Annotated in this window: 21 protein-coding genes and 1 tRNA gene; 4 read left to right on the top strand and 18 right to left on the bottom strand. The window is 71.2% G+C overall.

The features are described from left to right. Positions 1–42: 42 nt before the first annotated feature. The 6 genes from KIF24_RS26445 to KIF24_RS26470 form a co-directional block, all read right to left on the bottom strand. Positions 43–480 carry a hypothetical protein gene (locus tag KIF24_RS26445; protein WP_221086343.1) on the bottom strand — a complete coding sequence of 146 codons (438 nt, stop codon included), beginning with the start codon at positions 478–480 and terminating at the stop codon, positions 43–45. 65 nt (positions 481–545) lie between these two features. After that, on the bottom strand, positions 546–914 hold the full coding sequence (locus tag KIF24_RS26450; RefSeq protein WP_221086344.1) for a GntR family transcriptional regulator: 369 nt from the start codon (positions 912–914) through the stop codon (positions 546–548). A 17-nt stretch (positions 915–931) separates the two neighbouring features. After that, the gene (locus KIF24_RS26455) at positions 932–1,855 is read right to left on the bottom strand and encodes a YihY/virulence factor BrkB family protein (protein ID WP_221086345.1); all 924 of its coding nucleotides are present in this window, start codon (positions 1,853–1,855) and stop codon (positions 932–934) included. A gap of 60 nt (positions 1,856–1,915) precedes the next feature. Next, positions 1,916–2,485 (bottom strand): 2'-5' RNA ligase family protein, encoded by a 570-nt coding sequence (locus KIF24_RS26460; protein WP_221086346.1) that lies wholly within the window; start codon positions 2,483–2,485, stop codon positions 1,916–1,918. 36 nt (positions 2,486–2,521) lie between these two features. Further along, positions 2,522–3,547 (bottom strand): tryptophan--tRNA ligase, encoded by a 1,026-nt coding sequence (gene trpS, locus KIF24_RS26465; RefSeq protein WP_221086347.1) that lies wholly within the window; start codon positions 3,545–3,547, stop codon positions 2,522–2,524. A 33-nt stretch (positions 3,548–3,580) separates the two neighbouring features. Then, a complete protein-coding gene (locus KIF24_RS26470) occupies positions 3,581–4,579 on the bottom strand; it encodes a hemolysin family protein (protein WP_221086348.1) in 999 nt (332 codons plus the stop codon). Positions 4,580–4,649: 70 nt separating this feature from the next. On the opposite strand from KIF24_RS26470, the gene galE reads away from it, so the two are divergent. Next, positions 4,650–5,633, top strand: coding sequence for a UDP-glucose 4-epimerase GalE (galE, locus tag KIF24_RS26475; RefSeq protein WP_221086349.1), 984 nt, complete (start codon positions 4,650–4,652; stop codon positions 5,631–5,633). Further along, on the top strand, positions 5,630–6,799 hold the full coding sequence (gene galK, locus KIF24_RS26480; RefSeq protein WP_221086350.1) for a galactokinase: 1,170 nt from the start codon (positions 5,630–5,632) through the stop codon (positions 6,797–6,799). Before galE ends, galK begins: the two co-directional genes overlap by 4 nt. 86 nt (positions 6,800–6,885) lie before the next feature. Here galK and cysN read toward each other — a convergent pair whose 3' ends face one another. The 9 genes from cysN to KIF24_RS26525 form a co-directional block, all read right to left on the bottom strand. After that, positions 6,886–8,190, bottom strand: coding sequence for a sulfate adenylyltransferase subunit CysN (cysN, locus tag KIF24_RS26485; protein WP_221086351.1), 1,305 nt, complete (start codon positions 8,188–8,190; stop codon positions 6,886–6,888). Beyond that, positions 8,190–9,101 carry a sulfate adenylyltransferase subunit CysD gene (gene cysD / locus KIF24_RS26490; protein WP_221086352.1) on the bottom strand — a complete coding sequence of 304 codons (912 nt, stop codon included), beginning with the start codon at positions 9,099–9,101 and terminating at the stop codon, positions 8,190–8,192. The genes cysN and cysD overlap by 1 nt, the downstream gene beginning before the upstream one ends. Positions 9,102–9,175: 74 nt before the next feature. Then, on the bottom strand, positions 9,176–10,009 hold the full coding sequence (locus tag KIF24_RS26495) for an inositol monophosphatase family protein (protein ID WP_221086353.1): 834 nt from the start codon (positions 10,007–10,009) through the stop codon (positions 9,176–9,178). 117 nt (positions 10,010–10,126) lie between these two features. Beyond that, positions 10,127–10,717: an aminoacyl-tRNA hydrolase gene (pth, locus tag KIF24_RS26500; RefSeq protein ID WP_221086354.1), complete on the bottom strand. Its 591-nt coding sequence runs from the start codon at positions 10,715–10,717 to the stop codon at positions 10,127–10,129. A 120-nt stretch (positions 10,718–10,837) separates the two neighbouring features. Continuing rightward, positions 10,838–11,530: a 50S ribosomal protein L25/general stress protein Ctc gene (locus tag KIF24_RS26505; protein WP_221086355.1), complete on the bottom strand. Its 693-nt coding sequence runs from the start codon at positions 11,528–11,530 to the stop codon at positions 10,838–10,840. A gap of 314 nt (positions 11,531–11,844) precedes the next feature. Beyond that, positions 11,845–12,825, bottom strand: coding sequence for a ribose-phosphate diphosphokinase (locus tag KIF24_RS26510; RefSeq protein WP_221086356.1), 981 nt, complete (start codon positions 12,823–12,825; stop codon positions 11,845–11,847). 60 nt (positions 12,826–12,885) lie between these two features. After that, a complete protein-coding gene (glmU, locus tag KIF24_RS26515) occupies positions 12,886–14,421 on the bottom strand; it encodes a bifunctional UDP-N-acetylglucosamine diphosphorylase/glucosamine-1-phosphate N-acetyltransferase GlmU (protein WP_407939963.1) in 1,536 nt (511 codons plus the stop codon). Positions 14,422–14,521: 100 nt separating this feature from the next. Beyond that, positions 14,522–14,593 (bottom strand) — tRNA-Gln (locus tag KIF24_RS26520). Positions 14,594–14,619: 26 nt separating this feature from the next. Continuing rightward, a complete protein-coding gene (locus KIF24_RS26525; RefSeq protein WP_221086358.1) occupies positions 14,620–15,474 on the bottom strand; it encodes a helix-turn-helix domain-containing protein in 855 nt (284 codons plus the stop codon). A gap of 132 nt (positions 15,475–15,606) precedes the next feature. On the opposite strand from KIF24_RS26525, the gene KIF24_RS26530 reads away from it, so the two are divergent. Continuing rightward, positions 15,607–16,578: an acyl-CoA desaturase gene (locus KIF24_RS26530; RefSeq protein WP_221086359.1), complete on the top strand. Its 972-nt coding sequence runs from the start codon at positions 15,607–15,609 to the stop codon at positions 16,576–16,578. 106 nt (positions 16,579–16,684) lie between these two features. Beyond that, a complete protein-coding gene (locus KIF24_RS26535; protein WP_221086360.1) occupies positions 16,685–17,374 on the top strand; it encodes a TetR/AcrR family transcriptional regulator in 690 nt (229 codons plus the stop codon). Between the two features lie 22 nt (positions 17,375–17,396). On the opposite strand, the gene KIF24_RS26540 is transcribed toward KIF24_RS26535, so the two are convergent. The 3 genes from KIF24_RS26540 to KIF24_RS26550 form a co-directional block, all read right to left on the bottom strand. Continuing rightward, positions 17,397–17,876, bottom strand: coding sequence for a DUF4383 domain-containing protein (locus tag KIF24_RS26540; RefSeq protein ID WP_221086361.1), 480 nt, complete (start codon positions 17,874–17,876; stop codon positions 17,397–17,399). Between the two features lie 119 nt (positions 17,877–17,995). Further along, entirely contained in the window at positions 17,996–18,451 is a 456-nt protein-coding gene (locus tag KIF24_RS26545) for a DUF4383 domain-containing protein (RefSeq protein WP_221086362.1), read from the bottom strand. Between the two features lie 86 nt (positions 18,452–18,537). Beyond that, positions 18,538–20,352: an ABC-F family ATP-binding cassette domain-containing protein gene (locus KIF24_RS26550; protein ID WP_221086363.1), complete on the bottom strand. Its 1,815-nt coding sequence runs from the start codon at positions 20,350–20,352 to the stop codon at positions 18,538–18,540. Positions 20,353–20,485: the final 133 nt, after the last annotated feature.

The following is a 20,485-nucleotide window of genomic DNA, read 5'->3' on the forward strand; positions in this document are numbered from 1 at the left end:
CCGGCGCCCGGGGCGACCCCGGGCACCGGTGACCGTCGGTCGTCAACCGCCGGTGAGCCGGGCCGCGATCCGGGCGAAACCGGCACGCAGCTCGGCCACGTCCGGCGCCGGCAGCGGGCCGGCCTCGCGGTCGTGGTCGGCCGCCGCCATCTCCTCCTCGTCGACGGTGTCCTCGTAGTCGCCGTAGAGGTCCGCCTGGTCCGTCCGGACCACCTCGTCCTGCGCGGCGAGTTGCGCGGCGGCGATCTCACCGCGGATCTGCTCCACGGAGACCGCCGGCACCAGCGGCTCGACCACCGCCATCAGCTGTTCCTCGGCGACCACCGCCTCGGCCAGGGCCAGCGCGTGCGACCGCTCGTACGGACCGCAGACCACCGGCTCCCACTCGTCGGCGTCGCCGAGCGGACCGAATGTGATGATCCACGGCAGGTCGAGCAGCGGCGAGTCGCTCGGCAGGTCCAACGTCACGAGTGCCCCCACCGGCCCATCATCGTCGCTACCCGCCCAGGTCCGGGCGGGTTCGGCAAACAACGCGCGGCACCGCCTCAGCCGGGGCGGCCGGCTTCGAGGGCGGCCCGCACCAGGGCGAGCGCCGCCGCCGACGGCACGCCGAGCTGTGCCGCCCGGTCGGCGTACTCGGCGGCCAGCCGCTGCAACCGGTCCGTCGCGTCGTCCCGCCCCGGCGCCACGAAGGTGCCGTGCCGGCCCCGGGTCTCCAGCAACCCGGCCGCCTCCAGCTCCCGGTACGCCCGGGCGACCGTGTTCACGGCCAGGTCCAGCTCGGCGGCGAGTCGCCGCACGGTGGGCAGCCGGGCGCCGACCGGCAGCCGTCCGTCACCCACCTGCTCGGCGAGCTGCGTGCGCACCTGCTCGTACGGCGGCACCGTCGAATCCGGATCGATAGAGATCAACACCGTCCCTCCGTCTCGGCTCAACCCGCGCCGCCCGGCGCGCCGGCATCGGTTTCCGCGTCGAGGTCGGCGGCTGGGCCTCCGCCCGTCAGGTCCACCACCCGACCACGCCGGCTGGTCGCGGCCAGCGCCGCGCCGAAGAGCACCATCTGGTTGAGCAGGTAGAGATAGACCAGCAGGCCCACCGCGGTGGCCACCACCGTGTACGCCGGGTTGTGCTCGACCCGCCCCACCCAGAACCGGCCCACGGTGTTGAGCAGGGTGATGCCGACCGCGACGAACAGCACCACCGGCCGCAGCCGGGCCCGACTCATCCGCAACCGGGGCACGGCGACCAGCAGCAGGGTGGCCAGCACCGCGTTGACCAGCACGCTGAGCAGGGCGCTGACCGCGGTCAGCCCGAACGAGCCGGTGCTGCGCAGCAGGAAGCGCAGCAGCGACTCCAGCGCGTCGACCGCGGCCACCGAGACGCCGAGGAGCACGAAGACCACGAGCAGCACGCCGAGGTCCACCAGCCGCCGGACGACCAGGTTGCCGGGATGCTGGTGGAGACCGTGGATCAGCCGCTGCGACGAGCGGATGGCCTCCACCCAGCCGATCCCGGTCAGCACCAGGATGAGCAGGCCGGCCACGCCGGCGGTCCCGCTGCTGTCGGCGACCTGCGCCGGGTCGAGGAACGGCAGGTTCTCCCCGAGGAACTCCTCGGCCGCCGCGCGGACCTCGTCGTTGTCCTCCAGAATCGCGCCGAAGACCGCGTACGCGACCAGGGCCAGGGCGAAGACCGCGAAGAACCCGTAGTAGGCGATCGCCGCGGCCAGCCGACCGCCCTGCAGGTCGGTGTAGCGCACCCCGGCCCGCCACAGGTGGTCGATGGTCGCCCAGCGGCGGCGCGCGGCGGCCAGCCGGCGTCCGGCGGCTGCCTCAACCCGGCCCAGAAGGTTCACGTCGTCATCCTCGCCGATCCCTCGTCGCCGCGCCCCCGCACCCGCCGGGCCACCGGACCGTCAGCCGCCCAGCCGGAAGTCCCGACGCGGCTGCCACCGTGCCTGCCCGCTGTGCGAGAAGAGGGTGAAGCACTCCACCTCGAACATCGCGGAGAAGTCGGCCAGGTCCTCGTACGCCTTGTCGAGCGCCTCCGGCGCGACGTCCTGGGCCACCGTCACGTGTGGATGGTAGGGAAAGCGCATGTCCCGGCGCAGTTGGGGGGCGGCGTTGATCGCGGCGGCCAGCAGCTCGCACTCGCTGATCCCGGCGGCCACCGCGACGAAGACCACCTGGGTGACCGGCCGGAACGTGCCGGTGCCCCGCAGGTGCAGGGCGAACGGCAGGTGAGCGGCGGCGACCCGGGTGAGATGCCGCTCCACGGCGGGCAGCGCGGCCACCGGGATCTCGGTCGGCCCGAGCAGGGTGACGTGGGCCGGCACCGCGTTCGGGTCACCGGCCGCCAGCCTCCGTCGGGTCAGCACGCTGCCCCACGGCTCGGGGATGTCCACCGCGATGCCGATCTGGACGGTGTCACCGGCAGTCGGCGCCGCGTTCGGCTGATCCACGCTCCACGCCACCCCTCCGGCCATCGACTCCTGCCCGCACCGCCGCCCCCGCGCGCACAGCTACTCGCCGCGTACCGGCGGGAAGAAGCCGACCCGCTCGTACGCCGCACGAAGCGTCGGCGCCGCCACCGCGCGAGCCTTCTCCGCGCCGCCGGCGAGGAGCTTGTCCAGCTGGGCGGGGTCGTCGAGGTAGGAACGGGTGTGCCGCTGGATCGGGTCGACGAACTCCCGGACCACCTCGGCGAGGTCCTTCTTCAGGTCGCCGTAGCCCCTGCCGTCGTACGCGGCGACCAGGTCGTCGATGCCCCGCCCGGTCAGCGCTGAGAAGATGGTGAGCAGGTTGGCGATGCCGGGCTTGGTCTGCTCGTCGAAGACGATCTCCCGCCCGGTGTCGGTGACCGCCGAACGGATCTTCTTGGCCGAGCGGGCCGGATCCTCCAGCAGGTCGACGATGCCCGCCGGCGAGGAGGACGACTTCGACATCTTGGCGGTCGGATCCTGCAGGTCGGTGATCTTCGCGGTGGCCTTGACGATGTGCGGCGCGGGGACCGTGAACGTCGCGCCGAACAGCGAGTTGAACCGCTGCGCCAGGTCCCGGGAGAGCTCCAGGTGCTGACGCTGGTCCTCGCCGACCGGGACGGCGTTGGCCTGGTAGAGCAGGATGTCGGCGGCCTGCAGGATCGGGTAGGTGAACAGGCCGACGCTGGCCCGCTCGTTGCCCTGCCGCTGCGACTTGTCCTTGAACTGCGTCATCCGGCTGGCCTCGCCGAAGCCGGTGATGCAACCCAGCATCCACGCCAGTTGTGCGTGCTCGGGCACCTGCGACTGCACGAACAGGGTGCAGCGGTCCGGGTCCAGCCCGACCGCGAGCAGCTGCGCGGCGGCCACCCGGGAACGCTGGTGCAGCACCTTCGGGTCGTGGCCGGCGGTGATGGCGTGCAGGTCGACCACGCAGTAGAACGCATCGTGCGACTCCTGCAACGCCACCCAGTGCCGCACCGCGCCGAGGTAGTTGCCGAGGTGGAACGAGTCGGCCGTCGGCTGGATGCCGGAGAAGACGCGGGGGCGGGCGGGAACGTCGGACATGCCGGCAATTCTGTCAGCAACACCGGGGGTCCGTCATGACGGGCCGGCGGGTCGGACCCGGTCGACGGCGGTGACAACCTCGCGCCGCTGTTCGGGCAGCCGGGCGACGGTGACCGCGAGCCGGGCCACCCGCCGTCCCTCCAGGGTCAACACCCGCAGCAGCCAGCCGCCGCCCGACGCCCGGGACGGGTCGGCGGGCACCGGGATCTCGTCGCCCGGCGCGGGCAGCCGCCCCAGCGCAGCCATCACGAACCCGCCCACCGTCTCGTACGGCCCGGCGGGCAGCGGCACGCCGGTGCGTTCGGCGAAGTCCGCGAGGTTGAGCCGGCCGTCCACCATCGCCGGGAGCCCGGCCAGCGTGGGCTCGGGCGTGTCCGCGTACTCGTCGTGGATCTCCCCGACCAGTTCCTCGATCAGGTCCTCGCAGGTGACGATGCCGGCGGTGCCGCCGTACTCGTCGATCACCACGGCCAGGTGATGCCCCTCCCGGCGCATCTCGGTCAACGCGGCGAGCACCCGCTTGCTGGCCGGCAGGCGCTTGACCTCGCGGGCCAGCTGGCCGACCGTGACGCGCGGATCCCGGTCCGGAGACAGCAGCAGGTCACGCAGGTGCACGACGCCGACCACGTCGTCGTGCGTGCCGTCGACCACCGGGTAGCGGGTGTGCGGGCCGGCCCGCACCAGGGCCTCCACCTCGGCGAGGGTCAGCGCGGCGGAGAGGAAGACCACCTCGGTGCGGGGCATCATCACCTCGCGGACCAGGCGCGCGCCGGCCACCAGCACCTCGTCGATGATGCGGCGGCCCACCGGATCGAGCACCGTGTTGGCGGCGACCAGGTCCCTCAGCTCCGCCTCGCTGATCCGTTCACGGCCGGCGGCCGGGCCGGCACCGAGCAGGTCGGTGACGAGCCGCAGGGCGCCGTCGGCGGCCCGGACCACCACCCGGGCGACCGCTCGGGCCAGCGGCCCCGGCTCGTGACGGGGCCCGTCCGACCCCTGCCGCCGGGGCCCGCGCCGACGCGCTGCCCGCATGGGAGTGATGGTAGTCAGTAGGGTGACCATCACGAGGTCCAATCCACGGGCCCGGTAGGAGGAACCCGACGTGAAACTGCTCGTCACCGGCGGCGCCGGCTTCATCGGCAGCGTGGTGACCCGGATGCTGCTCGACGCCGGGCACGAGGTGGTCGTCCTGGACGACCTGCGCACCGGTCACCGGGGGGCGCTCGCCCCCGACGCCACCCACGTGGCCGCCGGCATCCACGACGCGGCCGAGGTGCTCACCGTGCGGGCCGGCTTCGACGGCGTGCTGCACCTGGCCGCGCTGATCGCCGCCGGCGAGTCGATGGTCGCCCCGGAGAAGTACTGGCACAACAACACCGTCGGCTCGCTGGCGCTGCTCGACGCGGTGCGGGCCGCCGGTGTGCCGCGGCTGGTCTTCTCCTCCACCGCCGCCGTCTACGGCAACCCGACCGAACTGCCCATCCCCGAGACGGCCGTCAAGGCGCCGACCAACACCTACGGGGCGACCAAGCTCGCCGTCGACATGGCGCTCACCTCCGAAGCGATCGGGCACGGCCTCGCCGCCGTCTCGCTTCGCTACTTCAACGTCGCCGGCGCCCATCTCGACGGCGACGTCGCCCTCGGCGAGCGACACGACCCCGAGACCCATCTCATCCCGATCGCACTGGAGGTGGCCGCCGAACGGCGGGAGAAGCTCCAACTCTTCGGCGACGACTACCCCACCGCCGACGGCACCTGCATCCGCGACTACATCCACGTCGCCGACCTGGCCCGCGCCCACCTGCTCGCCCTCGACGCGGCAACCGCCGGCCAGCACCGCATCTACAACCTGGGCAACGGCAACGGCTTCACCAACCGGCAGGTGGTCGAGGTCGTCCGCGAGGTCACCGGGCACCCGGTGCCGGTCGAGGTGGCGCCGCGCCGCGAGGGCGACCCGGCCGAACTGGTCGCCTCATCCGCGCTGGCCCGCGCCGAGCTGGGCTGGCAGCCGCGCAAGCCGACCCTGCACGACATGGTCACCGACGCCTGGGACTTCTACCGCACGCAGGTCCTGGACCGCCGGTGACCGGCCACCACCCCGACGTCGCCCACCGCGCCAGCGCCGGCTTCCAGACGGCGTACGGCGAAGCACCCGCCGGCCGCTGGGCCGCCCCCGGGCGGGTCAACCTGATCGGCGAGCACACCGACTACAACGACGGCTTCGTGCTGCCGTTCGCGCTCCCGCTGCGCACCGTCGTCGCCGCCGCACCACAGCCGGCCGGCAACTGGACCGTGTGGTCCGAGCTGACCGGCGAGACGATCGGTTTCGGCGCCGACGAGGTGGCCACCCCCGGCCGGGTCACCGGCTGGGGCGCTTACGTGGCCGGGGTGGTGTGGGCGCTGCGCGAGGCAGGCCACCCGGTGCCCGGTGCCCGGCTGGCCATCGCCTCCGACGTGCCGCTCGGCGCCGGGCTGTCCTCCTCCGCCGCGCTGGAGGCCGCCACGCTCACCGCCCTGGTCGACCTCGGCGGGCTGGAGGTGCCCGCCGAACACCAGCCCCGGCTGGCCCAGCGGGCCGAGAACCGTTACGTGGGCGCGCCCACCGGGGTGATGGACCAGTCGGCGGCGATCCGCTGCCTCGCCGGGCACGCACTCTTCCTCGACTGCCGCACCGAGCGGGTGGAGCACATCCCGTTCGACCTCGACCTCGCCGGTCTCGCCGTGCTGGTACTGGACAGCCGCGCCCCGCACCGGCACGCCGACGGCGAGTACGCGGCCCGCCGCGACACCTGCGAGAAGGCCGCAGCCCTGCTCGGCGTGCCCGCACTGCGGGACGTACCAACCGTCGGCCTCGACGACGCGCTGGCCCGGCTGCCCGACGACGAGACCCGCCGCCGGGTCCGACACGTGGTCACCGAGGACCAGCGGGTGCTGGACACGGTCGCGTTGCTGCGCGACGGTCGGGTCCGGCACATCGGCGGCCTGCTCACCGCCTCGCATGCCTCCATGCGCGACGACTTCGCCATCACCGTGCCCGAGGTGGACACCGCCGTCGACGCCGCACTGGCCGCCGGGGCGCTCGGCGCCAGGATGACCGGCGGCGGCTTCGGCGGCTGCGTGCTCGCGCTGGTCGACGCCGACGACGCCGAACGGGTGGCCGCGGCCGTCACGGCGGCGTACGCCGAACGCGGTTTCGCCGCACCCGGTCACGTCACGGTCACCCCGTCCGCGGGCGCCACCCGACTCGACTAGGGATCTCGTCGAGCCGAGACGTGGCCCAGGCGGCGATCCGGCAAGGCCCCCGCCACCGGCACGACCGGAGCGGAGCGAAGGAGCGGTCAGGCAGTCTCGACGATCATGCCGGCGCCGACGGTGCGGTTGGTGGTCTCGTCGATGATGACGAAACCACCAGTGGTGCGGTTACGGCGGTACTCGTCGGCCAGCAGCGGGACCGTGGTCCGCAACCGGACCCGGCCGATCTCGTTCAACCGCAGCTCGGCTGCGGCCTCGTCACGGTGCAGCGAGTTGATGTCGAAACGGTAGTGCAGGTCCCGGACGATCGCCCGCGCCACCCGGGTGGTGTGCTTGATCGCGTACTTGCCACCGACCTGCAACGGGCGGGTCTCGTCCATCCAGCAGACCATCGCCTCGACGTCCTGGGCGACCGCCGGCGCGTTGTTCGGCCGGCAGATCATGTCGCCCCGCGAGATGTCGATCTCGTCTTCCAGGCGCACCGTCACCGACATCGGCGGGAACGCCTCCGTGACCGGGCCGTCGGCGGTCTCCACCGCGGCGATCCGGCTGGTGAAGCCCGACGGCAGCACCATCACCTCGTCACCCGGCTTGAGCACACCCGAGGCGACCTGCCCGGCGTAGCCGCGGTAGTCGGTGACCACCCGCGACTGGGGCCGGATCACGTACTGCACCGGAAAGCGGACATCGACCAGGTTACGGTCACTGGCGATATGCACCCGCTCCAGGTGATGCAGCAGCGCCGGGCCGTCGTACCAGGGCATGTTCTCCGATCGGGAGACGATGTTGTCGCCCTTCAGCGCGGAGATCGGCACCACCGTCAGATCCGGGACGTCCAGCTTCGCGGCGAACGCGGTGAACTCGTCGGCGATCCGCTCGAAGACCTCCTGCGAGAAATCGACCAGGTCCATCTTGTTGACGCAGAGAACGAGGTGCGGCACCCGCAGCAGCGAGCAGAGGAAGGCGTGCCGGCGGGACTGCTCGACCAGCCCCTTGCGGGCATCCACCAGGATCAACGCCAGGTCCGCGGTGGAGGCCCCGGTGACCATGTTCCGGGTGTACTGGATGTGCCCGGGGGTGTCGGCGATGATGAACTTGCGCCGGGGCGTGGCGAAGTAGCGGTACGCCACGTCGATGGTGATGCCCTGCTCCCGTTCGGCCCGCAGACCATCCGTGAGCAGCGCCAGGTTGGTGTACTCGTCGCCCCGCGCCGCGCTGACCGCCTCCACCGCCTCCAACTGGTCGGTGAACAGCGACTTCGTGTCGTAGAGCAGCCGACCGATCAGGGTCGACTTGCCGTCGTCCACACTGCCGGCGGTGGCGAAGCGCAGCAGATCCATCGGCCGGGCCTCCGGCCCGGAGGCGGTCGGCGCGAGCGTCTCGGTCGTCATCAGAAGTAGCCCTCCCGCTTGCGGTCCTCCATCGCGGCCTCGCTGACCCGGTCGTCACCCCGGGTCGCCCCGCGCTCCGTGATCCGGGTCGCGGCGACCTCCTCGATGACCTTCTCGACCGTGTCCGCGTCGGACCGGACCGCCGCCGTGCAGGAGGCGTCACCCACCGTGCGGTACCGCACCCGGGCCTTGAACCGCTCCTCGCCCGCCCGCGCCGGCAGGAACTCGTTGACCGCGTACAGCATCCCGTCGCGCTCGACCACCTCACGCTCGTGCGCGTAGTAGATCGACGGCAACCCGATCCGCTCCCGGGCGATGTAGTGCCACACGTCCAGCTCGGTCCAGTTGGACAGCGGGAAGACCCGGATCGACTCGCCCGGGTGGTGCCGGCCGTTGTAGAGCGCCCACAGCTCCGGCCGCTGGTTCTTCGGATCCCACTGGCCGAACTCGTCGCGGAAACTGAACATCCGCTCCTTGGCCCGCGCCTTCTCCTCGTCCCGCCGGGCACCGCCGAAGAGCGCGTTGAAGCGATGCTTCTCCACCGCCTCCAGCAACACCGGCGTCTGGATCCGGTTGCGCGTCCCGTCGGCCGCCTCCCGCACCAACCCGCTGGCCAGGGCCTCCGGCACGCTGGCCACCACCAACTGCAGGCCCAGCTCGGTGACCCGCTGGTCGCGGTAGTCCAGCACCTCGGGGAAGTTGTGACCGGTGTCGACGTGCATCACCGGGAAGGGTATCTGGGCCGGAGCGAACGCCTTCTGCGCCAGCCGGAGCATGACGATCGAGTCCTTGCCGCCGGAGAAGAGCAGGACCGGCCGCTCCATCTCGGCGACCACCTCGCGCATCACGAAGACGCTCTCCGCCTCCAGTGCGTCGAGGTGAGTGACCTGGTAAGCCGCCGTCGCGGTCATGACACAGGCCCGATTCGCTCACTCATCCGCTTTCCAGACCTTTCCGGTCGGGGATGTCAGGAAGTAGCGCCAGGTTACCCGCAATGCCGCTGTAGCGCTGCAAGCAACCGGCTGGCGAGATCCTTGCGGCACACCAGCAGGTCGGGCAGCCGCGGATCCGCCTCGTTGTATTTCAGCGCAGAACCGTCGATCCGGGAAGCATGCAGTCCGGTGGCCGTCGCCACAGCCACCGGGGCAGCCGAATCCCACTCGTACTGCCCGCCGGCATGGATGTAGGCGTCCACCTCACCGCTGACCACCGCGGCGATCTTCGCCCCGGCGGAACCCATCGGCACCAACTGCGCACCGGCCTCCTCCGCGAGGTCGGTCAGGAACACCGGCGGTCGGCTCCGGCTGGCCGCCAACCGAAGCCGCCGGGCCCCACCCGCGGTCGCCGCCTCCGGCGTCATCGGCGGATAGGCCGGCGGATGGTCCGTACCCAGCACCCGGTGCTGGGCCGGCAACCCGACCGCACCGGCCACCAGACCATGCGAGGCCGGCGCGTTACGGGCCCAGAGCGCCACATGCACCGCCCAGTCCGCGCGCCCCTCCTCGCTGAACTCCCGGGTACCGTCCAACGGGTCGATGATCCAGACCCGGTCGGCGGTCAACCGGGAGACGGCCGCGGTGTTCACCTCGGCCGCCCACGCCAGCCGGGAACCCTCGTCCTCCTCGGACAGCACCGCGTCACCCGGGCGCCACTTCGCCAACTCGGTCCGGATCAGGTCATGCGAGACCTTGTCCCCCGCCGACTTCAACGCACCGGTGTCGGCGAACCCCATCTCCGCCCGCAACGCCAACAGCGCCTGTCCGGCCCGATCCGCCAGCCACCGCGCGAACGCGCCGTCGATCATCGGTGGACCGCTCATGCTCCCGCTCCCGTCGCCTCGCCACGATCCCGCGTACGCCGAGCGCCCGGCCCCCGCCCGGTCGCCGAATCCGCACACTACCGGGCCGCACCGCACCGCGCCGCCACCGCTACCCTCTCAACCCCCGTGGTAGCGGTTCTGCGTCGGCTCCACACCCAAGGTGACCACGGATTCGACCACGTCCGCCGCCCGGTCCACCAGAAAATCCAACTCCTTGCGCTCCACCGGGCTGAAATCCGACAGCACGTAGTCCGCCGGATCCTGCCGACCCGGCGGCCGGCCGATCCCGAACCGCACCCGCACGTAGTCCTTCGTACCCAGCGACTTCGACATCGACCGCAGGCCGTTGTGCCCACCCTCGCCCCCGCCGCACTTCACCCGCAGCTGGCCGTAGTCGATGTCCAACTCGTCGTGCACCGCGATCACCCGACCGGGCGACACCTTGTGGAACTGGGCCAGCCCGGCCACCGGCCCGCCGGAAAGATTCATGTAGGTCAACGGCTTCATCAGCACCAACTTCGGCCCACCGAAGCCGAGCCGCCCCTGGGCGGCCTCCGCCATCGCCCGCTTGTGCCGGCCGAACCTGCCACCCACCCGGTCGGCCAGCAGGTCCGCGACCATGAACCCGACGTTGTGCCGGTTGTGCGCGTACTGCCGGCCCGGGTTACCCAGACCGACCACCAGCCACGGCCCGGTCTCGTCCGTCACCGCCCGCCCCTCCCGCTTCCGCCGGCGGCCAACACCGCACCGCGCCGCCGGTCCTCCGATACGCCGGCAGGCGCCCCCGAGGAACCGGGGACGCCTGCCGCAAACTGAACCGCGAGACGATCAGGCCTCGGCGCGGCCCTCGGTGCCGGCCTCGCCCTCGGCCGGAGCCTCGGTGACCTCGGTGACCTCGGTGACCTCGCCCACCTCGGCCTCGGCCTCCTCGGTGGCCTCCTCGACCTCGGGCAGCGTCGCCTCCAACTGCTCCGCCGTCGGCGCGGCGGTGATGGTGGCCACCGTGAGCTCCGGGTCGACGGCCAGCTCGACGCCGGACGGCAGCTCGACATCGCCGGCGGTGACGTGGGCACCCGGCTGCACGCCCTCGATCGAGGCCTCCAGGTGGTCCGGCACCCTGGTGGCGTCCGCGGTCACCGAGAGGGTGTCGTGGTCGTGCACGATCAGGGTGTTCCTCGCGGCCTCACCGGTCAGGTGGATCGGCACGTCGACGGTGACCTGCTCGCCCCGCCGCACCAGCAGCAGGTCGACGTGCTCGAACGTGTCCCTGATCGGGTCACGCTGAATCGCCTTCGGCAACGCCAACGCCTGGGTGCCGTCGCTGACGTCGATCGCGAAGAGTTGGTTCGCCCCGCCCTTGCGGATCGCGGCCGCGAACTCACGGGCCGGCAGTGCGATGTGCTTGGGCTTCTCGCCATGGCCGTACAGCACGGCGGGCACCTTGCCGGCCCGGCGGGTACGGCGGGCACCACCCTTGCCGAACTCGGTGCGGGGCTCGGCGCTGATCTTTACCTCGGACACGGGGAAACTCCTGATGCTTCGCTGCGGCAGCTTGTCGTCTGGCGGTGCTGGGCGGGGGGCTCGCAGGGGCGCATGCGTCAGAAGACTGCCCGGAGCACCGCGTCGATCACGGTGCCTCCGTGCGGCGCTTCTCAGCGGCCCGCAGGGCACCCTCGCCGTGGCAACCGCACCAGTCTACCCGAGCGGTTTCCCCGACTTCCGGCAGTCCCCGCAACCGCCCGGCAGCACCCCAACGGCCGCCCCACCGAGGCACCCGGACGGGCCGGCCACCCCGGCCGACCCTCCCGCCGTCACCGCTCAGCGGCGCACCGCCGTCAGCTCAACCCACCGAACAGGGTGGTCACGGAACCGTCGTCGAACACCTCACGGATCGCCCGGGCCAACAGCGGTGCGATGGACAGCACGGTGATCTTGTCGAGCTGCTTCTCCGGCGGCAACGGAAGCGTGTTGGTCACCACGACCTCGCTGATCGGGCTGTTCTTCAACCGCTCCGTCGCCGGGTCGGAGAGCAGCGCGTGGGTGGACGCCACGATCACGTCCGCCGCACCCGACTCCCCCAGGATGTCCGCCGCCTTGCTGATCGTGCCACCCGTGTCGATCATGTCGTCGACGATCAGGCAGACCCGACCCTCGACCTCACCGACCACCCGGTTCGCCACCACCTGGTTCGGCTTCATCGGATCCCGGGTCTTGTGGATGAACGCCAGCGGACAACCGCCCAGCCGGTCGGTCCACCGCTCGGCCACCCGCACCCGCCCCGAGTCCGGCGCGACCACGGTCATCGGCCGGCCGGCGTACCTGCGCTCCACGTACTCGGCCAGGATGTCCATCGCGAAGAGGTGGTCCACCGGGCCGTCGAAGAAGCCCTGGATCTGCGCGGTGTGCAGGTCCACGGTGAGGATGCGGTTCGCCCCCGCCGTCTTCAACAGGTCGGCGACCAGCCGCGCCGAGATCGGCTCCCGGCCGCGGTGCTTCTTGTCCTGCCGGGAGTACGGATAGAACGGCAGCACGACCGTGATCCGCTTGGCCGAGCCACGCTTGAGCGCGTCGACCATGATCAGGGTCTCCATGACCCACCTGTTCACCCCGTGCGTGACCGACTGCACCACGAAGGCGTCCGAACCACGTACCGAGTCCTTGAACCGTACGAAGATCTCGCCGTTGGCGAACTCGTACGCGTCGGCCGGCGTCGGCGCGACGCCGAGCACCTCACCGATCTCCCTGGCCAACTCCGGAAAACCACGTCCGGAAAAGAGCATCAGGCTCTTGCGGTTTTCGGCGACGATGCTGCCCATGGGCCCGTCTGCTCCCGTTTTGGTCGGTGGTACCCGGCCTACGGTGGTGGCGGCCGGGGACTATTCGGTTGCAGTATCTCCCGCCCCGGGCGTGCCGCCCACCGACTCGGCGGTGCCGTGGATTGCCTCACCTTCACTTGCCGGCGCCGGCGACGCCGGCGCACCCTGGGCATCCCGCACGGCACGCTCGGCCGCCTGCGCGGAAGCGGTACCCGGCCGCTTACGGGCCACCCACCCCTCCACGTTGCGCTGCGGCGCCCGGGTCACCCCCAGCGCACCCGGCGGCACGTCGTTGCTGATCGCACTGCCCGCCGCCACGTACGCCCCGGCACCCACCTCGACCGGCGCGATCAGGCTCGTGTCGCAGCCCACGAACGCCGCCTCGCCGACCACCGTGCGGTTCTTGCGCACCCCGTCGTAGTTCACGAAGATCGTCGCCGCGCCGATGTTCGCCCGCGCCCCGATCGTCGCGTCACCCACGTACGACAGGTGCGGCACCTTGGCCCCGGCACCCAGCTCCGAGTTCTTCACCTCGACGAACGTGCCGACCTTCGACCGCTCCGCCAGCCGCGCGGCCGGCCGCAGGTACGCGTACGGCCCGACGCTGGCACCAGAGCCCACCTCGGCGCCGATCGCGTGGCTGCGCAGGACCGTCGCGCCGGGCCCGACCACCGTGTCGATCAGCGTCACGTCCGGCCCGACCACCGCGCCGCTGCCGACCACCGAACCGCCCCGCAGCTGGGTGTTCTGATCCACCACCGCGTCCCGGTCCAGGGCCACCGTCACGTCGATCCAGGTCGTCTCCGGGTCGAGCAGGCTCACCCCGGCGCGCATCCAACGCTCGTTGACCCGGTCCCGCAGAAGTCGACGCAGCCCCGCCAACTCCACCCGGTCGTTGCAGCCGAGCGTCTCCGTGTGGTCGGACGCCAGGTGCACCCCCACCGGCTCGCCGGCCGAGACCAGCATCTTGAAGACGTCGGTCAGGTACTCCTCGCCCTGGTCGTTGTCGGTGGACAGCTTGCCCAACACGTCCCGCAGCCGGACCACGTCGAAGGCGTAGATGCCGGCGTTGATCTCCCGGACCGCCAACTGGGCCGGGGTGGCGTCGCGCTGCTCGACAATCCGCTCTAGGCGTCCCGCGACATCCCGCACGATGCGGCCCAGGCCGGTCGGATCCGGCACCTCGGCAGCCAGTACGGTGGCCGCCGCGCCCGCCTTCTCGTGCGCCGTCACCAACTCGGCAACCGTCTCCGGCCGCAGCAGCGGCACGTCGCCGTTGAGCACCACCACGGTGCCGGTGACCTCCGGGGCGGCCTCCAGGGCCATCCGCACCGCGTGCCCGGTGCCGAGCTGCTCCGCCTGGTGGACCGCGATGGCCTCCGCGGCGACCTCGGCCAGGTGGGCACGGACCTGGTCCGCGCCGTGCCCGACCACCACCAACGTCCGCGCCGCGGCCAGCGGATCGGCCGCGTTGAGCACGTGACCGAGCAGTGTCCGGCCGAGCAGCGGATGCAGCACCTTCGGCAACGAGGACTTCATCCGCTTGCCCTCACCGGCGGCAAGCACGACGACGGTGCGGGGGTGGGGCTCGGACACGACGTGGCTCCCGTCGGACGCGGACAGTCTCGCGGCCATGCTAACCGGACAATCCGACCTGGTTGGCAAGGGCCGCGATGATCGGCAGTTGCGCCATCTGCTGGGGTGCCTGGATTCGAACCAGGAGCTCAAGGCTCCAAAGGCCTGCGGGTTGCCATTACCCCACACCCCATTGCCATGTCAAGTGCGGTGCCCACATCAATTCGTGCGAATGTGCCCTGCCGCAGCCCGGAACAGCTCGGCGATCATACCCTCTATTCGCCAGTAGAGCTCGCGGCTACGCGGCACGTTGATCACAAGGCAGCCGCGATAGTCCTCGCCGGTGTTGCGGCGAAGGGTGGCGGGGTTGTGCCTCTTCAGGGTCGCCCGTCGGAAGCGGTCCGGTGGCAGTCGTAGCTCGGTCGCCCACCATTCCGCCGCAGCGATCGCGTCGGCAGTCTCGTGGATGCTCACCCGGTAGGTCGGCACAGCGCGGTCGACTCCACAGGTTTCCAGGAAGCGTAGGAAGAGGGAGAGGAGACCAGGGTCGCTGTTGATGAACTGGACATGGTCGTAGCGACGCCACGGTTTCGACTTGGCGCCCTCGCACCAGTAGATCACCGCCCCCACAAGCAGCAGATCCCGATCGTCGAGCTGCCCGACCACTTGAGCGGCCAAGGCGTGCGTCTGCCCTTGGGCTTCATCCCGCGCCCGGCGGTGGGCCGCCCAACGCGCTTCGGTCATGGTCTTCGAGTGAAGGTGCCGACGCTCCTGCCCACCTCCCGACTGCTGATCGAGTGGAAGGTGCCGGAGCCAGAGATATGCCGTAGACCGACTCACTCCGAGCCGGCCCGCGATCTCCGGCACCGAATACCCCATCCTCCGGAACGCCACCGCCTCGGCACGCAGGTCATCCTTCGCGTTGGGGCGGCGGGTCCGCCCCGGCGCGGGAACACCTCGGAGCATGTCGTACACCCGGTTACGACCAAGGCCGGTGCGAGCGCGGATCTCGCGGACCGAGAGTTGTTCCTCGGTACGCAGTCGGCGCACTTCGGCGGCGTCGAATTCGGTCACGGGGTGCAGGTTAGGACGCGCGTACGACAATTCGGGCAGCCGCCCGCGTCGCTGCCGGTGCGATCTACCAGGGACTTAAGTTACGGTGACGTAGGCGTAGTTTCGTGATCCCACCGTCCCCTGCGAGGTGCCATGTCCACCGCCCTGCTCGACCCGCACCCGACCGGCCCGAAACCGCTGACCCAGGGCACCCAGTCACGCGGCATCCTGATCGCCCTGTGGTCCTTCGTGGTGATCCCGTTCGCGGCGCTGGTCGCCGCCGTGCCGGTGGCCTGGGGCGGCTGGCTCAGCTGGGTCGACGTGGGGATCGCGGCCTTCTGGTACGTGGTGTCGGGGCTGGGCATCACCGTCGGCTACCACCGCTACTTCACCCACGGCTCGTTCAAGGCGAAGCGGTGGTTGCGCGTCGGCATGGCCGCCACCGGCTCACTGGCGGTTCAGGGCGAGATCATCCAATGGGTGGCCGACCACCGGCGCCACCATGCTTTCTCCGACCTGGACGGGGATCCGCACTCGCCGTGGCGGTTCGGCACCAACCTACGCGGCCTGACCAAGGGGCTGTTCCACGCGCACATCGGCTGGCTGTTCGGCCGCGAGTTGTCCAACCGGGAGCGTTTCGCCCCGGATCTGTTGGCCGATCGGGACATCAGGCGGATGGACCGCCTCTTTCCGGTGATGGTGATCGTCTCGGTGCTCGGACCGGCGCTGATGGGCGGACTGTTGACGTGGTCCTGGCAGGGTGCGTTGACCGCCCTGTTCTGGGCCGGGCTGGTCCGGATCTCGCTGCTGCACCACGTCACCTGGTCGATCAACTCGGTGTGCCACGTGTACGGCGAACGGCCGTTCATGATGCGCCACGGGGACCGGGCTGCCAACTTCTGGCCGTTGGCCCTGATCTCCTTCGGGGAGAGCTGGCACAACCTGCACCACGCCGATCCGACGAGCGCGCGGCACGGGGTGCTGCGGGGCCAGATCGACATTTCGGCCCGGGTCATCTGGCTGTTCGAGAAGGTGGGTGCGGCCTGGGACGTCCGCTGGCCGAAGCCGGAGCGGATCGCGGCGAAGCTGGTGACGCCGGCGGAGCAACCGGCCGCCCAGCGGTAACCGGGCCGCCGGCCACCAAGTTACCTGGCAGTATGCTCGGGTGACCGGGCAGAACGCAGGCAACATCCCACGACAGGGCGTCACCGCGCGCCGGCGAGGTGACGAGATGGCCGAGGCTCCCAGCGACGAGGGCGGCAAACGCCGCCGGCGAACGGTTCCCGCCGCGCCGGCCAAGCCGGCGTCCCGGGTCCGCATGTCGGCGGCCCAGCGTCGGGAACAGTTGATCTCGATCGGTCGGCAGATCTTCGCCGAACGCGGCTTCGACGCCACCTCCATCGAGGAGGTGGCGTCCCGCGCCAAGGTCTCCAAGCCGGTGGTCTACGAGCACTTCGGCGGCAAGGAGGGGCTCTACGCGGTGGTGGTGGACCGGGAGGTCCGGTCGCTGCTGGAGCGGATCACCACGGCGCTGACCGCGGGGCACCCGAGGGAGTTGTTGGAGCAGGCGGCGTTGGCCCTGCTCGGCTACATCGAGGAGGAGACCAGCGGGTTCCGGGTGCTGGTGCGGGAGTCTCCGGTGCTCTCCGCGACCGGCAACTTCAGCAGCGTGATGAATGACGTCGCACATCAGGTGGAGCACATCCTCGGCGCGGAGTTCTCCAGCCGGGGTTACGACCCGAAGCTCGCCGAGTTGTACGCGCAGGCGCTGGTGGGCATGGTCGCGCTGACCGGCCGTTGGTGGTTGGAGGTCCGCAAGCCGCGCAAGGAGACGGTGGCGGCGCACCTGGTGAACCTGTCCTGGAACGGTCTGTCGCACCTGGAGGCGAAGCCGGGGCTGATCACCGTTCGCGGCCAGTGACCAGGTCGACCGGGTGCGGCGGTCAGCGACGGCGGTGGGCCTCGGCGACCGGGTGGTAGCGATGATTCCGCTCGGCCTCGGCGTCCTCGGGCGGGCCGACCTTGTCGTAGAGGCCGGTGCCGAGCAGGATCAGCCCGAAGAGCATCGAGACGATCACGGTCGACATGGAGAAGTTCAGGAAGTTGGCGTCCGTCTGGAGCACCGACATCATCAGGATGCTGGTGACCAGGAAGACCACCCCGGCGGTCAGGTTCATGTAGTGGCCGAGGTTGTTGCGCCGGGACGCGCCGACGATGAGCACGATCCCGAAGACGACGGAGGCCAGTGAGAAGGCCAGGTTGGTGCGCAGGCCGAGGGCCCAGTTCCCACCCCGGTGGAACAGCGGCTCGCCCCAGGTGAGTGCGGTGCCCCAGACGCCGAAGACCAGGATGTAGAGCCCGATCAGGCCGGACAGCGCCCGGTAGACCGGTCGGGCGGGGTGGTTCACCGGAAAGTGCGGCACACGACTCCTTCCCACCAGTGAGAACACTCCCGACAATTGTCCCCCCGGGCGGGAGTGCGCGTCGGGCAAACGCTCGGACTGGGCGGAACCGCGGCAGATCTTCGCCGGCGGGCGTCCGGCTACAGCACGAGACGGGCCTTCTGCCAGTTCTCCTGCTCCTCGTCGGTGCCGACCTTGCCGTACATGCCGGCCATCAGCAGCACCAGGCTGAGGACCATGAGGACGATGACCGTGGCGACGCTCAGGTTGAAGATGTTGGCCTCGGTCCGGATGAGGGCGAGCCCGGCCAGGCTGACCACCATGATCAGGTAGGCCATCCACTGGTTGACCAGCACGTCGAGGTTGCGGCCGACGGCGGTGCCGACCAGCACGATCACGCCGGCCGCGACGCTGAACAGCGAGAGGCCGAGGTTGGTGCCCTGCCCGAGGACCTGGGCGTCGCTCCGGCCGAGGAAGGGGTCGCCGGTGCTGGCGAGGAAGCCGATCGCACCGAAGACCACCAGGTACAGGCCGGTCAGCCCGCCGATCGCCCGGTAGATCGGCCGCGCGGGGTGGTTGACGGGGGTGTGGGCCATGGCTGTGTCTCCAACGCCGTTGAGTGAGGGTCGTCGGCGATTCTCCCGCATCCGGCAATGTGACGCCGCACACGGGGTCGGCGGTCTCAGGTCGCCGGAATCTCGTCGGCCAGGGCGAGCCACGCCTCCTCGGCCTGTTCCCGCTCGCCGCGTACCTGCTTGAGCTGCGCGTCCAGCTCGGCCACCCTGGTGTAGTCGGTGGCGTCGACGGCAAGTTGGTCGAGCAGCGCCGCCTCCTTCTGTTCCAGCTTTCCGACCTGCCGTTCCAGCCGGGCCAGCTCCTTACGGGCCTGCCGGGCCTCGGCGGCGCTCATCCCGCCGCGGTCCGCTGGCCCGGTGGTGGCCGCCGCTGCGGTGGTGGCCGCGTCGGTCCGGGCCGGTCCGGGGTGGTCGCCGGCCCGGGTGAGGTACTCCGCGACACCGCCGGGCAGGTGCACCAGCCGGCCGTCACCGAACAGCCCGTACGCCGAGTCGGCCACCCGCTCAACGAGGTACCGGTCGTGGCTGGCCACCACGATGGTGCCGGGCCAGGAGTCGAGCAGGTCCTCCAGCGCGGCCAGGGTGTCGGTGTCGAGGTCGTTGGTGGGCTCGTCGAACAGCAGCACGTTCGGCTCGCCGGCGAGCAGGCGCAGCATCTGCAGCCGGCGGCGCTCGCCACCGGAAAGGTCGCCGACCGGGGTCCAGAGGCGCCGGTCGTCGAAGCCGAACACCTCGGCGAGCTGGGCGGCGGAGATCTCGCGGTCGCCGAGTCGCACCCGCCGGGCGACCTCCTCGACAGCTTCGAGGACGCGCAGTTCGCTGGGGAGTTCGGCGAGTTCCTGGGAGAGGAACGCGGATCGTACGGTGCTGCCGGTGACCAGTCGCCCGCCGTCGGGACGGGTGCTGCCGGCGAGCATCCGCAGCAGGGTGGTCTTGCCGGCACCGTTGGCGCCGAGGATGGCGATCCGGTCGCCGGGGCCGACCTGCCAGGTGACCTCGTCGAGGATCATCTTGGGGCCGGCGTGCAGCCGGACCTGTTCGAGGTCGTACACCTGCTTGCCCAGCCGGGCGGTGGCGAGCCGTTGCAGCGACGTGGTGTCGCGCGGCGGCGGCACGTCGGCGATGAGCGCGTTGGCGGCGTCGATCCGGAACTTCGGTTTCGAGGTCCGGGCCGGGGGGCCGCGGCGCAGCCAGGCGATCTCCTTGCGGAGCAGGTTCTGCCGGCGGGCTTCGGTGGTGGCGGCGACCCGTTCCCGTTCGGCCCGGGCGAGGATCCAGGCGGCGTAGCCCCCCTCGTAGGCCCGGACGGTCTGGTCGGCGACCTCCCAGGTGGTGGTGCAGACGACGTCGAGGAACCAGCGGTCGTGGGTGACCACGACCAGGGCACCCTTGCGGTTGAGCAGATGCCGGGCGAGCCAGTCGACGCCGCCGACGTCGAGGTGGTTGGTGGGCTCGTCGAGGATGAGCAGGTCGGCGTCGCGGACCAGCAGGGCGGCGAGGGCGACCCGGCGGCGTTCACCGCCGGACATCGGGCCGACCGGCGCGTCGAGGCCGAGGTGGGGCATGCCGAGCCCGTCGAGGATCGCCCGTACGCCGGCGTCGCCGGCCCATTCGTGCTCGGCGCCCATGCTCTCGGCGAGCCACTCCGTGCCGAGGACGACGTCGCGGACGGTGGCGTCGGGGCTGAGGGTGAGGTTCTGCGGCAGCCAGGCGACCCGCAGGTCGCGGCGGTGGGTGACCCGGCCGTCGTCGGGTTCCTCGGTGCGGGTCAGCAGCCTCAGCAGGGTGGACTTGCCGGCACCGTTGAGACCGACGACGCCGATCCGGTCGGCGTCGTCCAGGCCGAGCGAGACGTCGGTGAGCAGTGGCCCGGCCGCGCCGTAGCCCTTGGACACCCGGTCCAGGTTGACGATGTTGGCCACTACCCCACCTTCCATGATCAAGGCGTCCCGGTGCCGGCTGGCACCTGGGGACGCCTGGCCTTCCAGGGTACGCGGAGTGCCGCTCGCGCTTGGCGGCGAGCGTGCCTGGTCCGGTTGCGCCCGGGTCTGGGCT

It is taken from the genome of Micromonospora tarapacensis, assembly GCF_019697375.1.
Lineage (GTDB): Bacteria > Actinomycetota > Actinomycetes > Mycobacteriales > Micromonosporaceae > Micromonospora > Micromonospora tarapacensis.

What these genes read in the sequence shown, in the direction of transcription:
- KIF24_RS26460 (WP_221086346.1), bottom strand. Translation starts at nt 2,485, where the DNA reads ATGGCCGGAGGGGTGGCGTGGAGCGTGGATCAGCCGAACGCGGCGCCG.
- trpS (WP_221086347.1), bottom strand. Translation starts at nt 3,547, where the DNA reads ATGTCCGACGTTCCCGCCCGCCCCCGCGTCTTCTCCGGCATCCAGCCG.
- KIF24_RS26470 (WP_221086348.1), bottom strand. Translation starts at nt 4,579, where the DNA reads ATGCGGGCAGCGCGTCGGCGCGGGCCCCGGCGGCAGGGGTCGGACGGG.
- cysN (WP_221086351.1), bottom strand. Translation starts at nt 8,190, where the DNA reads ATGACGACCGAGACGCTCGCGCCGACCGCCTCCGGGCCGGAGGCCCGG.
- cysD (WP_221086352.1), bottom strand. Translation starts at nt 9,101, where the DNA reads ATGACCGCGACGGCGGCTTACCAGGTCACTCACCTCGACGCACTGGAG.
- KIF24_RS26495 (WP_221086353.1), bottom strand. Translation starts at nt 10,009, where the DNA reads ATGAGCGGTCCACCGATGATCGACGGCGCGTTCGCGCGGTGGCTGGCG.
- KIF24_RS26510 (WP_221086356.1), bottom strand. Translation starts at nt 12,825, where the DNA reads ATGGGCAGCATCGTCGCCGAAAACCGCAAGAGCCTGATGCTCTTTTCC.
- KIF24_RS26530 (WP_221086359.1), top strand. Translation starts at nt 15,607, where the DNA reads ATGTCCACCGCCCTGCTCGACCCGCACCCGACCGGCCCGAAACCGCTG.
- KIF24_RS26535 (WP_221086360.1), top strand. Translation starts at nt 16,685, where the DNA reads ATGGCCGAGGCTCCCAGCGACGAGGGCGGCAAACGCCGCCGGCGAACG.
- KIF24_RS26545 (WP_221086362.1), bottom strand. Translation starts at nt 18,451, where the DNA reads ATGGCCCACACCCCCGTCAACCACCCCGCGCGGCCGATCTACCGGGCG.